This is a genomic window from Polaribacter sp. AHE13PA (genome assembly GCF_019278505.1).
GTDB lineage: Bacteria > Bacteroidota > Bacteroidia > Flavobacteriales > Flavobacteriaceae > Polaribacter.
In genome coordinates this window covers 1,753,043-1,765,479 of record NZ_CP058985.1, presented here as the reverse complement: position 1 = coordinate 1,765,479, position 12,437 = coordinate 1,753,043, and the positions used below count along the sequence as shown (strand labels likewise).

The window sequence follows — 12,437 nt, the reverse complement described above, 5'->3', positions numbered from 1 at the left end:
CAATTAAAAAAAAATGAAACACTTCATCAATGAAAAGTCCTTTATACTTACTATTTTTTATAACTTCCTTTTTGGTCAGTCAAACTTCTTTTACGCAAGAGAACTTCGAAAAAACGAAGATTGTAACCAATGTCTTTAAAGCGCTGAAAAAACAGAAAGTAAAAGTGTTTTTAAAGAATTTGCCTACTAAGGATGATATTACTTACCTCATTCCGATAGAGCGCGCTGCGCAACCAGACAAAGACATTCCTGATGTAGATACCATAATTTCAAACTTTAAAATAGATGCTTCTGAAAATTTTAGAAAAGTAATTAAAAAAGGAAATGCTTTTGGTATTGAATGGAAAGATATTATTTTACAGAAAGTGCGCTATGATGCCAACCCAGACCCAGACCCAAGCATACAATTGGAAAGAGGGAATATTACTTTGGTGTGCAAAAGCAATGATAAAAAATTTCTAATAGTAATAAGAAAAACTTACAAAATACGAGATACTTGGCGATTAATGGAAGGCATAAAGTTTACACTATTGTAGTGAGTTATAATTTCATTGATTAATATAAATAATTGTTTTAACTATTCTTTTGAGTCTAATGGCGCTTATATTCAATCAAATATTATTTAGAAGATAGATTCTATTTTAGGTTATTATATTTCAACGCAATTTCTTAGCACACAAACGATCTCAACCACAACTAAATAAAAATGACAGAATTACCAGTTATAGCCTCTACAATTTCAGCAAAAGAATTGGGAGAGTTTGCAAAAGAAAAATATGGACTCCATAAAAATTTCGATTGTAAATTATTTAGAACAGGAATGAACCACACTTATTTTCTTTCGGATAATGAAACAAAATATGCGTTAAGAGTTTATAGTTATAATTGGAGATCAAAATCTGAAATAAATGAAGAAATTGAACTTTTAAATTTATTAAGTGAAAATAATTTAGGGGTTTCTTTTCCTATTAAAGATAAGAATGGAGAATTTATTCAAGAAATAAAAGCACCAGAAGGAATTAGATATGTAGTTCTTTTTTCGTTTGCAAAAGGTAATAAGATTAGATTTTTGGATACTGAAACATGTTCATTAATTGGAGAATTAATGGCAAAAATTCATAATCTTACAGTTAACAAAATTATAGATCGAATTTCTTATGATAAAAAATCACTGTTAGAATTACCTTATACATATTTAAATCAATTTTTTTCAGAGAAATTACCAGAAATGGAATTTATAAAAGGAATTGATGCATTCTTTGATAAAACGGATTTTGAAAACTGCCAAAAAGGAATTGTTCATTTAGATATTTGGTATGATAATATGGCTGTAACAGGTGATAGAGAAATTACTATGTACGATTTTGATTTTTGTGGAAATGGAGAGCCGGTTTTAGATGTTGGCTATTTTTGTAAGCAATTATTTCATATTGAAACCGATAAAAAAGAGTACGAAATAAAAAAGAAATATTTTTTAGATGGCTACCAAAGTATGAGACAATTATCTGAAAAAGAATTGAAAATGATTCCTAAAGCGGGTTTAGCTGTTTTTGTTTTTTATCTTGGTGTACAAGCAAAAAGGTTTGATTGGTCTAATATCTTCTTGTCCGAGAATTATCTTAAAATGTTCTATATAGCAAGATTAAAATCTTGGATTGAATATAATGACATCCAAAAAATAACGGATTAATTTAATTGAAAGCACGTTATACCTTTTTTTATATTAAACATTACTTAATGCTCTAAAAAATGACATTACCAGAAAAAATAAAAGAAGTATCAATCTATTCAGAAATAGAGATTGGGGTATATCCTCCAAATGGATTTCTACAATTTACAGAAGCAAGTTTAGGAAATGGAGATAATTTTGGATTCTATTGGGAGTTTGGAAAAGAAGATAAAGAACCTGTAATTTGTGAAATGATTCATGATGAAGGAGTTATTGTTCCGAGGTTTTCTAATCTTAATAAATTCTTGGATTGGTATAAGCTAAATGATTATGATTGGGGAGAAGAAGAAATTCAGGATGAAAAATTTGTTTTTAGGTTACTACAGAAAGGAAATGATTATTTGAAAAAAAATGATCCTAAAAAAGCAATTGAATTTTATAAAGAAAGTACCGAAAGTTTTGGAGAGCTTAGTGAAAACTGGTTTAAATTGGCTTCTCAATATAAAAGAATTGGAAATGAATTAGAGTTTCAAAAAAGTATAATTAATTCAATTATTTCCAATTGGGCAATTGATTTTCCTTCTCAAAATGCAATAAGAATGTTTAAGAATTTAAACGCAATTGAGGAATTAAAAAAGCATCCATTAATTAAAAATAGAAATCATCTTCAATTTAACTTTGGAGGTCAAAAAGAGAATAAAGACTATTCAGTAATTAGAGAAATTATAGAAGAACTAAGCCTAAATGGAGACATTAACAAAGCATTAATAATGGAACAAAATTATGGCTTAAAAATGTATTGGGAAACGTCTTCTTTTCAAGAGAGAAACAATTTTAAACTTGAAGAATGGCAAAAGGAGTTTAAAGAAAAAACGATTAATCGATTAAAAACAAATATTGGGTAATATATCAAATGGGAAACAGAATATTATATCAATTAATAAAAATTAGATAATAAATGAATTCAAATTTTTTTGATTTAAAGACTTATTTTATTGACGAAAAAATCAATATTTTTAAGTTTAAAAATTGTTATAAAGTATTTAATGATAAAGGAAATGAGGTTGGTTCTGTAAACCAAACACTAACTTCAGGACAAAAAGCGATTAGATTCATATTAAACAAAACGATGTTGCCTTTTCAGCTGGAGATAAAAGATGCATCAGGAAATTTACAAGCATCTATATCTAGAGGTTGGACTTTCTTTATGTCAACAATTCGTATTGATGATGCAAAAGGCAATACTATTGGTAGCATAAAACAAAAATTTAAATTATTAAAACCAACTTTTAAAATTTTTAACAAATCCGAAGAACTTGTTGCTGTAATTACTGGAGACATGAAAGCTTGGAACTTTCAAATAAATGATGCTTCTGATAAAGAAATAGGAACAATTACTAAAAAATGGAATGGAGCTTTAAAAGAAGTTTTTACCACTGCAGATAAATACAAGGTAGATTTAAATGCAGGTTTTACTGATGAATCCAACAAAATAGTAATTCTATCTAGTGCAATAACAATAGATATGGTTTGGAGAGAAAGTAGATAATTTAGTACAGAAATTAAATAAAGACATAAAAAAAGTCGTTGTAAATACATACAACGACTTTTTTTTATAACTATAATTTATACTTATTTTTTAGCTTTTGCTAATAAGTTCTTCTGATATTTTCCTTGTACAACATCAACAATAATTAAAATAGCCAATACAAAATAGAAGGTTGTTTTACTCATTGGTACAATTTCTTCGCCAAAAAGTTTAATATGAGCTAAATGTCCGCCTTCTGTAACTAGCATAATTCCAACAATAAAAAGGATAAACAAACCAAGTACTTCATACATTCTGTTTTTTGATAAGAAGGTAGAAATCTTATCAGCCATAATTAGCATTAATAAACCACTTATTACAATAGCAATTGCCATAACAATAAATGCGGTTGTAGTGTTTTCTATTTCGCTAGTAAGACCAATTGCTGCTAAAATAGAATCGAAAGAAAATACTAAATTCATAATAACAATACTTGTAATTACGGCATTAGAAGATTTAGTGCCTTTGTCTGAAGCCATATCAGAAACTTCCATTCCTTTTGTAGAAATCATGTGCCATATCTCTTTTATTGCTGTAAAAATGATAAAACCACCACCTAATAAAACAATAATGCTATGGCCGTTAAAAGCAAAATGAATAATATCTGTTATTCCTCCGGATAAAAAAGAAAAAGGTTCTTGAAAAAAATCGATAATAGAAACCAAAATAAAAAGGAGTACAATTCTTAAAACAATGGCAATTAAAATCCCTGTTTTTCTAACCTTTTTTTGATCCGCCTCTGGCGCTTTTTTAGATTCTAAAGAAATGTAAAGTAAGTTGTCAAAGCCAAGTACAGCTTGTAGTAAGACCAACATGAGTAATGTAAAAAGAATTCCTAGCATTTTTTATTTTTTTATAATTGATGGTTTCAAAGGTATTTTGATTGAAGATAATACACAATTTTTATTTGAATTAGTTTTAAAGTTTTGATTTTTAGAGACAAGAGACAAGAGACAAGAGACAAGAGACAAGAGACAATAAGCAGGAAGCAAGAAAAAAGAAAAAATAGGGAAGAAGGAAAAAAATAGAACTCTAATAAAAAGTATATTTTACGGTGAGAAAAACGATGTTTTCTAAATGTTTATGTCTTAAAAATTAGACTTTAATGTCTGTTCGAGCGCAGTCGAGAACTATTTATTAGGTTTTCTTAAAAAAGATATTTCCAAAGAATACGCAAACTCACAAAAGCAATTAAAATTGAGGTCGCTTTTTTAAGCTGAATAGGCGTAAAGTAATTATTGCTCATTCTGCTACCTATTTGTCCGCCAATAAAAACGGTAACTAATAATATGGAAGTTAAATTCCAATCAATAATAAAATCAGGATTAGAATATTGCCCCAATAATCCCGCTAAAGAATTTACTAAAATAAAAACACTTGCTGTGGCTGCAATTTTTTTAGGAGTATCCCAATTGGTAAGGTGTAAAAGAGGTGCTAAAAATACGCCGCCACCAATGCCAACCATTCCAGAAATGAAACCGATAATACCTCCAAAACTAGCATTTTTAATAGGTTTTAGATTTGTTTGTTTTTCATCTGAAGCAATAATTTTTTTAGAAACCCACATGGTAATGGCTGCAAATAATAATGTAAACCCCAAAAGAATAAAAAATAAATGCTGACTGATTTTTAATTTTCCACCTAAAAAAGCAAAAGGAACACTGAGTAAAATAAGCGGAATTACTTTTTTCCAATCAATCTTTTTTTGATGATAAAAGAAAAATACGTTTCCAGAGACTACAACAATATTACACAACAAAGCAGTTGCTCTAATTTGGGTAAATACGATTCCTGTTAATGCTAAAATAGCTAAATAGCTAGAGCCGCCACCAAAACCAACAGAAGAATATAAAATTGCAACTGTAAAGAATAGTAATATGATGTGCCAATACGTAAAAAAAGATTCTATAAGCAAGTTGTAAATTTAATATTTTTATAGTATTTTTTTACTACTATAAAATTAAATAAAGATAGTATAAATATTAAAGACAATTTAAGAATTTATAGACTTCTTAAATTGTTGGGGAGTCATCAATTCCATCTTTTTAAACTGTCTGTTAAAATAACTGGTATTGTTAAAACCAGCTTTAAAAGCAATTTCCGACATTCTAAAATCTTTAGATTCTTTGATTAATTTTTTAGCAAATTTTATTTTTTCAGAGTTTAAAAAATCAATAGGAGAAATGCCTAAAGTATTTTTAAACTTTTTATGAAAATGAGAAGCACTCATGTGTGCTTTTTTTGCTAACACATCTACATTAATGTTTTTATTTGTTAAATTTTCTTTTATATACTTAATAACCATGCCTATTCTGGTGTCGTTAAAAAGTGGTTCATCATTTAATAAAATAGATTTTGCCTTGGTTTGTAAAAGCCTTACAATAAGTTCTTGAATCATTAAATCTAACAAAACATCTTTAGAGGTATTGTTATTGGTAAAAGTGTAGGTTAATCTTTTTATAAGTTGATTAACGTCGTTATTGTTAGTTAAATGACTACTGCTTTTATTTAAACTCCAAGTATTATTCTTGTTTTCAATGGCAACATGTTGATTAAATCTACCTACAACTTCGTTAATCTTAGTTCCATCAATTCCTAAAGCTAAACATTGTGTAGGATTGTCTTTTTTTGCCAACGGAAAATCAATAATCATTTCCTTATTTCTAGGCATAACAACAGATTCTCCAGGATAAAAATCAAAAGAAGGAATACCGTCTATATGCATTATTTTTTTTCCGGTAAGCATACTCGCAATAATTGGAAAATCGAATTTTAAAGCCACTTTTTCTGCATATTTATGAGTTTCGTAAATATTTAGTTCAGCATAATCTGCATTGTAAGTCGTTCTATTCTCTACAAGTGTAGTTAGTTTTCTATATTTTTTATGTTGATGTAATAAATGACTCATAATTATAGCTCTAAAATTTTAAAGGACGATTTATATAATAATAGAATTGTTCAACAATATAATAAATATGTTCTATTTATAGTGAATATTATAAAATAACTTTACCTAAAATGATAATACATTATATTTTAACCAATATTATTGTCATTATATTAATTAACAGCCTACTGCTATAGCAGGCTTAATCATATAAAAAAAAACACTAAATTATGAGTTATTCAAAACCGAAATTTAAAGACAAGTATCACAATTTTATCAATGGGAAATTTGTAGCTCCAATTGGAGGTCAGTATTTTGATAATACATCACCAATTGATAATAGTTTTATAGCAAAATATCCTCGTTCGCAAAAAGAAGATGTAGAGTTGGCTTTAGATGCAGCCAATGCCGCAAAAGAAGCGTGGGGAAATACATCTGCTACAGAAAGAGCTACCCTATTAAATAAAGTAGCAGATATTATTGAAGCTAATTTAGAAGAATTTGCGTTGGTAGAAACGTGTGACAACGGAAAACCAATTCGAGAAACTTTAAACGCAGATGTGCCTTTAGCGGTAGATCATTGGCGCTACTTTGCAGCTTGTATTCGTTCTGAAGAAGGAGGCGCTTCTGAATTAGATCAACATACATTATCATTAACTATTAAAGAGCCGTTAGGAGTTGTTGGGCAAATTATTCCTTGGAATTTTCCTTTATTAATGTTGTCTTGGAAATTACCTCCAGCGCTAGTAACGGGTAATTGTGTGGTTTTAAAACCAGCAGAACAAACCCCGTCTACAGCAACTTTATTAATGGAGAAAATAGCAGATGTTTTTCCGCCGGGAGTTATCAATATTGTTCACGGTTTTGGTCCGGAAGCAGGGAAACCTTTGGCTTCTAGTGCAAGGGTTGATAAGGTTGCGTTTACAGGAGAAACGACAACCGGACAATTAATTATGCAATATGCGTCTAAAAACTTAAATCCGGTTACGATGGAATTAGGAGGGAAATCTCCAAATGTATTTTTTAATTCTGTTATGGATCATGATGATGCGTATCTAGACAAAGCGATTGAAGGTGCTGTTTTATTTGCATTTAATCAAGGAGAAGTATGTACCGCTCCTTCTAGAATTTTAGTGCAAGAAGATATTTACGATGCGTTTATCAAACGTGTTGTAGAAAGAACGAATGTAATCATTCAAGACAATCCTTATGATGTAAATACTATGGTAGGGGCGCAAGCATCAAAAGATCAATACGAAAAAATACAATCTTATATAGAAATTGGTAAAGAAGAAGGAGCAAAAGTGCTAACCGGTGGTTCTGCTAATGCATTAGAAGGGAATTTAGCAAACGGATTCTACATTAAGCCAACTATTTTAGAAGGACATAATAAAATGCGAGTCTTCCAAGAAGAAATTTTTGGTCCCGTAGTTTGTGTTACAAAGTTTAAAGACGAAGCAGAAGCTTTAGAAATTGCAAATGATACTCTTTATGGTTTAGGAGCCGGAGTTTGGACGCGAGATGCACATCAATTATATCAAATTCCAAGAGCTATAAAAGCCGGTAGAGTTTGGGTAAATTGTTATCATGCATATCCTGCACATGCACCTTTCGGTGGATATAAAAAATCTGGTTTTGGTAGAGAAAATCATGTGATGATGCTTAATTACTATCGTCAGACTAAAAACATGTTAATTTCTTATGATAAAAATAAATTAGGTTTCTTTTAGTAGTTGATAAATAATATATTGGAGGCTGTCTGAAAAGGGATGAATCCTGTCTTGCTGAACTTGTTTCGGTATCTCAATGCAATGATAATAAACTATCGTAAGAATCTGAAATAAATTCAGATGGACAAAAAATCTCTTTTTAAACAGTCTCTTTTTAATACCCAGAATTATGGAAAGAGTAGCAATTACAGAAGCAGCAGCAAAAATATTAGAGCAATTAAAAGAAAAACATAGCGAATTAATTTTTCATCAAAGTGGTGGTTGTTGTGATGGTTCTGCACCGATGATTTTAGAGAAAGAAGATTTTTATTTAGACGAGAGTGATATTTTATTGGGGACTTTAAACGGTGTTAATTTTTATATGAATCAAGACCAATTTGAGTATTGGAAGCACACACATTTAACAGTTGATATAACGGAAGGTAGAGGGGCTAGTTTTTCTTTAGAAATACCATTAGGACTTCGGTTTTTTATTAACTCTAGATTATTGACAAAAGAGGAAGCCTCCTTTTTTGGAAATTAACAATAGAGTACAGTCGTCTTAATATTTTTCATTTTAATAATATAAGCTTTAAAAATTAGTGTTATTCACTACTTTAAAGCTTTTTTTTATGAGTAATTATTTGTTTTTTAACAAGTTGACTCAAATTTTGTTGCTAAATTACTATATTTATGCTAAATTAATATATATGACTATAGATTTATGTCCAAATTGCAGTTCAGATAGCTACATTAAAAGTGGTATTGTTAATAATAGGCAACGCTATAAATGTAAAAAATGCAATTACTTTTTTACGGTAAATAAGATTGGAAAGAAAATAGACGATTATTATGTAAACAAATCTTTGCAGCTATATTTAGAAGGATTGACCTATCGAGAGATAGAGCGCATCTTAGGAGTGTCTCATGTAAGTATTATGAATTGGGTAAAAAAATACAACATAAAAAGACCTTACAATTCTAAATATCATTCTACGTATAAAATTTTAAATGCTACAGAACTAGGTGTTTATTTCAGTAATTCAGAAAATATAAAGGGAGCAGGAGTTGTGGTTACAGAGTTAGGTGATAAGTTTATGTTGATTAAATGGGAGCGTTTTAAAGATTAGTATATCTAATTAACAAATAAATATAGTAGTTTTTTGTTAATTAATTGTTTTTCCGAGTTTAGCAGTGCACACAAAATCAATTATTTACTAGCTAAACAACTAAATTTATGAAAAACAAAAAATTACTACAACTAGTTTTTTTTCTGTCCTCTTTTCAGTTTCTTGTTGCACAAGGCTCTCCAGACTATAATGGTGGATTAAAAATTAAATTCGACGAAGACGGTAAAAAATACCTTCGTTTAATTTCTTGGACACAAGTACAAGCAACTTATAATAATGATGCTCCCAAAACTTCGAGTAAAACAAGTGTTAATTTAAGAAGAGCACGTATAATGCTATTTTCTCAAATTACCGATAAGTTTTTAATCTTAACTCATTTTGGTTTAAACAGTTTAAATACAGGTACACTTTCACCTACAGGTAATGGAGATGGTTCTCAAATTTTTGTACATGATGCTTGGGTACAATACCGTTTAAGTGATACCCATGCTATTGGTGCTGGTTTACATTATTTTAATGGTATTTCTAGACTTAATAATCAAAGTACTTTAAATATGATGACGCTTGATAATAATCGTCAGTCTTGGGCTACTATTGGATTGTCAGATCAATTTGCAAGACATATTGGTCTTTTTATGAAAGGGAATTTTGGTAAATTACAGTATCGAATCGCTGTTAATGATGCCATTACAAACGGACTAGATACTAGAGTTGTAACAAGCGGACAAACAGTATATGGAGGAGTTAATTTATTAGGTACTAAAGATGCAGGAAAAACCTTTGCAGGATATTTTGAGTATAACCTATTAGATCAAGAATCTAACTTTTTACCTTTTAAAGTTGGGACTTATCTTGGCGAAAAAAAAGTATTTAATATAGGCGCTGGATTTTTTTTACATCCTAATGGTGTTGTAAAAAAAGAAAACGGTAATCCTGTGGGAGAAGATGTTTCCATTTTTGCAATAGATGCTTTTTATGATTCTCCTTTAGGAGATGATGGAAGTGCAATAACAGCTTACGCAACGTATCAATCTAATAATTATGGCGAAAACTATTTGTACAGTGCTTATGGCACTGGTAACATGCTGTATTCTCATGTAGGTTATGTGTTTGCAAGAGATAAAACTAAAACAAGATTTCAACCTTATCTTTCTTATGGAAGTAATAGCTATGATGCCACTACAAATAATAGAAATATTTTAGGTGTAGGTATAAACGCTTTTATGAGTGGGCATAATTCAAAATTAACATTAGAGTATCAAAATCAGGATTATGGCACTTCTACAAGCGTTGTAACCTTACAAGCAATGATTTATTTATAAAAAAAAACTAACAATTATGAGTGATAAACAAGAAAACGCTTCTGCGTATTGGAAAGAGAACATTAAGTATTTAACAATATTACTTATAATATGGTTTGTGGTATCCTTTGGATGCGGAATTTTATTCCGAGAAGCCCTAGATACAATTAGACTTGGAGGCTTTAAATTAGGTTTTTGGTTTGCCCAACAGGGGTCTATTTATGTATTTGTAATTTTAATTTTCGTTTACATACGGTTAATGAATAAACTAGATAAAAAATATGGTTTCGACGAGTAATCCTTAACTAAAACTAAAAAATAAAACAAAATATTATGAGTGTACAAACTTGGACTTGGTTATTAGTAGGAATTACTTTTGCCCTTTATTTCGGAATCGCAATTTGGGCTAGAGCAGGCTCTACAAAAGAATTTTATGTAGCTGGCGGAGGGGTTTCTCCTTTAGCAAATGGTATGGCAACCGCTGCAGATTGGATGAGTGCTGCCTCATTTATTAGTATGGCAGGTATTATTTCCTTTGCGGGTTATGATGGCTCTGTTTATCTAATGGGATGGACTGGTGGTTACGTGTTGTTAGCATTATTATTAGCTCCCTATTTACGTAAGTTTGGTAAGTTTACAGTACCCGATTTTATTGGAGATAGATATTACTCTAATACCGCAAGAACAGTGGCTGTAATTTGTGCTTTAATTGTTTCTTTTACGTATGTAGCCGGACAAATGAGAGGTGTAGGAATTGTTTTTTCACAATTTTTACAGGTTGATATTGTGTATGGAGTTTTAATAGGTATGACTGTAGTTTTAGTTTTTGCTCTTTTAGGAGGGATGAAAGGAATTACATATACGCAAGTAGCTCAGTATTGTGTATTGATTTTTGCTTTTATGGTACCCGCATTTTTTATCTCTGTTCAAATGACCGGGAATTTAATTCCTCAAATAGGAATGGGAGGAACGGTAGAAGATGGTACTTTTCTTTTAGATAAATTAGATACACTACACACTCAATTAGGGTTTAAGGAATATACTTCTGGCTCTAAATCTACTTGGGATATTTTTGCAATTACATTAGCCTTAATGGCGGGAACAGCAGGTTTACCTCATGTTATTGTTCGTTTTTTTACTGTTCCTAAAGTAAAGGATGCACGTAAATCTGCAGGTTACGCATTGCTTTTAATCGCTATTTTATATACTACGGCTCCAGCAATTGCTGTTTTTTCTAGAACTAATTTAATTGAAACGGTTAGTGAAAAAGAATATTCAGAGATACCTGTTTGGTTTAAGAATTGGGAAGATACAGGCTTAATTTCTTGGACGGATAAAAATGGAGATGGTAAAATTCAATATGTTGCAGGAAATGCATTAGATGGTAAGAAACCAGTGTACACAGAAGATAGAGGTACGTTTGGAGAAAGATTAATTTCAAACGCAGATTTAGATGCTAAAAACGAATTGTATGTAGATAGAGATATTATGGTTTTAGCGAATCCAGAAATAGCGCAATTACCAAATTGGGTAATCGGGTTGGTTGCTGCAGGTGGTTTAGCAGCAGCATTATCTACAGCTGCAGGTTTGTTATTAGTGATTTCTACATCAGTTTCTCATGATTTAATTAAAAAACAATTAAAACCAGACATTTCAGACAAAGCAGAGTTAACGGCAGCAAGAATATCCATTTTTGTAGCAATTTTAATTGCAGGGTATTTTGGTATCAATCCGCCAGGGTTTGTTGCTGCGGTAGTTGCACTCGCATTTGGTTTGGCAGCAGCTTCTTTCTTTCCTGCAATTGTTTTGGGTATTTTTGATAAAAAAATGAATAAAGAAGGGGCCATTTCAGGGATGGTAGTTGGTATTGTGTTAATGCTTTTTTATATGATGAAATTTAAATTAGACATGTTTGGTGGCGGTACAGAAGAAGATTGGTGGTTTGGTACTTCTCCAGAGGGGTTTGGTACAATTGCAATGTTTGTTAATGTGGTTATTTCAGTAGTGGTTTCTAGAATGACTGCGGCTCCACCACAAGATGTACAAGAAATGGTAGAAAGTATAAGAATACCTTCTGGAGCTGGAGAAGCTTCAGATCATTAAGCGATACTATTTAAAAAGTAAATAAATAAGAGGAAATTCGTTTGTTAGAA

General features: G+C 30.5%; 13 protein-coding genes. 10 read left to right on the top strand and 3 right to left on the bottom strand.

The features are described 5' to 3' along the window. Nucleotides 1–29 precede the first annotated feature (29 nt). The 4 genes from H0I28_RS07655 to H0I28_RS07640 all read left to right on the top strand — a co-directional run bounded on the left by H0I28_RS07655 (nucleotide 30) and on the right by H0I28_RS07640 (nucleotide 3,218). The gene (locus tag H0I28_RS07655) at nucleotides 30–536 is read left to right on the top strand and encodes a hypothetical protein (RefSeq protein ID WP_218761263.1); all 507 of its coding nucleotides are present in this window, start codon (nucleotides 30–32) and stop codon (nucleotides 534–536) included. 170 nt (nucleotides 537–706) lie between these two features. Further along, entirely contained in the window at nucleotides 707–1,690 is a 984-nt protein-coding gene (locus H0I28_RS07650; RefSeq protein ID WP_218761262.1) for a phosphotransferase, read from the top strand. Nucleotides 1,691–1,749: 59 nt separating this feature from the next. Continuing rightward, nucleotides 1,750–2,574: a hypothetical protein gene (locus tag H0I28_RS07645; protein WP_218761260.1), complete on the top strand. Its 825-nt coding sequence runs from the start codon at nucleotides 1,750–1,752 to the stop codon at nucleotides 2,572–2,574. Between the two features lie 53 nt (nucleotides 2,575–2,627). Then, entirely contained in the window at nucleotides 2,628–3,218 is a 591-nt protein-coding gene (locus tag H0I28_RS07640; protein WP_218761258.1) for a phospholipid scramblase-related protein, read from the top strand. An 83-nt stretch (nucleotides 3,219–3,301) separates the two neighbouring features. Here H0I28_RS07640 and H0I28_RS07635 read toward each other — a convergent pair whose 3' ends face one another. From H0I28_RS07635 to H0I28_RS07625, 3 genes are all read right to left on the bottom strand, one after another. Beyond that, the gene (locus tag H0I28_RS07635) at nucleotides 3,302–4,099 is read right to left on the bottom strand and encodes a TerC family protein (protein ID WP_218753950.1); all 798 of its coding nucleotides are present in this window, start codon (nucleotides 4,097–4,099) and stop codon (nucleotides 3,302–3,304) included. A 305-nt stretch (nucleotides 4,100–4,404) separates the two neighbouring features. Next, a complete protein-coding gene (locus H0I28_RS07630) occupies nucleotides 4,405–5,172 on the bottom strand; it encodes a sulfite exporter TauE/SafE family protein (protein WP_254712860.1) in 768 nt (255 codons plus the stop codon). Between the two features lie 78 nt (nucleotides 5,173–5,250). After that, entirely contained in the window at nucleotides 5,251–6,165 is a 915-nt protein-coding gene (locus tag H0I28_RS07625) for an AraC family transcriptional regulator (RefSeq protein ID WP_218761256.1), read from the bottom strand. Nucleotides 6,166–6,374: 209 nt separating this feature from the next. Between H0I28_RS07625 and H0I28_RS07620 the strand changes: the two genes are divergently transcribed. From H0I28_RS07620 to H0I28_RS07595, 6 genes are all read left to right on the top strand, one after another. Then, complete coding sequence (locus H0I28_RS07620) at nucleotides 6,375–7,874, top strand: aldehyde dehydrogenase family protein (protein ID WP_218761255.1); 1,500 nt, start codon at nucleotides 6,375–6,377, stop codon at nucleotides 7,872–7,874. Between the two features lie 169 nt (nucleotides 7,875–8,043). Beyond that, a complete protein-coding gene (locus H0I28_RS07615) occupies nucleotides 8,044–8,397 on the top strand; it encodes a DUF779 domain-containing protein (RefSeq protein WP_218761254.1) in 354 nt (117 codons plus the stop codon). Nucleotides 8,398–8,563: 166 nt separating this feature from the next. Further along, a complete protein-coding gene (locus tag H0I28_RS07610; RefSeq protein ID WP_165733570.1) occupies nucleotides 8,564–8,983 on the top strand; it encodes a helix-turn-helix domain-containing protein in 420 nt (139 codons plus the stop codon). Nucleotides 8,984–9,090: 107 nt separating this feature from the next. Then, nucleotides 9,091–10,305 carry a hypothetical protein gene (locus H0I28_RS07605; protein WP_218761253.1) on the top strand — a complete coding sequence of 405 codons (1,215 nt, stop codon included), beginning with the start codon at nucleotides 9,091–9,093 and terminating at the stop codon, nucleotides 10,303–10,305. Nucleotides 10,306–10,321: 16 nt separating this feature from the next. Then, entirely contained in the window at nucleotides 10,322–10,582 is a 261-nt protein-coding gene (locus tag H0I28_RS07600) for a DUF4212 domain-containing protein (RefSeq protein WP_165733568.1), read from the top strand. 35 nt (nucleotides 10,583–10,617) lie between these two features. Next, entirely contained in the window at nucleotides 10,618–12,387 is a 1,770-nt protein-coding gene (locus H0I28_RS07595; protein ID WP_218730936.1) for a sodium:solute symporter family protein, read from the top strand. The last annotated feature ends 50 nt before the right edge of the window (nucleotides 12,388–12,437 follow it).

What these genes read in the sequence shown, in the direction of transcription:
- H0I28_RS07645 (WP_218761260.1), top strand. Translation starts at nt 1,750, where the DNA reads ATGACATTACCAGAAAAAATAAAAGAAGTATCAATCTATTCAGAAATA.
- H0I28_RS07650 (WP_218761262.1), top strand. Translation starts at nt 707, where the DNA reads ATGACAGAATTACCAGTTATAGCCTCTACAATTTCAGCAAAAGAATTG.
- H0I28_RS07655 (WP_218761263.1), top strand. Translation starts at nt 30, where the DNA reads ATGAAAAGTCCTTTATACTTACTATTTTTTATAACTTCCTTTTTGGTC.
- H0I28_RS07605 (WP_218761253.1), top strand. Translation starts at nt 9,091, where the DNA reads ATGAAAAACAAAAAATTACTACAACTAGTTTTTTTTCTGTCCTCTTTT.
- H0I28_RS07625 (WP_218761256.1), bottom strand. Translation starts at nt 6,165, where the DNA reads ATGAGTCATTTATTACATCAACATAAAAAATATAGAAAACTAACTACA.
- H0I28_RS07595 (WP_218730936.1), top strand. Translation starts at nt 10,618, where the DNA reads ATGAGTGTACAAACTTGGACTTGGTTATTAGTAGGAATTACTTTTGCC.
- H0I28_RS07620 (WP_218761255.1), top strand. Translation starts at nt 6,375, where the DNA reads ATGAGTTATTCAAAACCGAAATTTAAAGACAAGTATCACAATTTTATC.
- H0I28_RS07640 (WP_218761258.1), top strand. Translation starts at nt 2,628, where the DNA reads ATGAATTCAAATTTTTTTGATTTAAAGACTTATTTTATTGACGAAAAA.
- H0I28_RS07600 (WP_165733568.1), top strand. Translation starts at nt 10,322, where the DNA reads ATGAGTGATAAACAAGAAAACGCTTCTGCGTATTGGAAAGAGAACATT.
- H0I28_RS07610 (WP_165733570.1), top strand. Translation starts at nt 8,564, where the DNA reads ATGACTATAGATTTATGTCCAAATTGCAGTTCAGATAGCTACATTAAA.
- H0I28_RS07615 (WP_218761254.1), top strand. Translation starts at nt 8,044, where the DNA reads ATGGAAAGAGTAGCAATTACAGAAGCAGCAGCAAAAATATTAGAGCAA.
- H0I28_RS07635 (WP_218753950.1), bottom strand. Translation starts at nt 4,099, where the DNA reads ATGCTAGGAATTCTTTTTACATTACTCATGTTGGTCTTACTACAAGCT.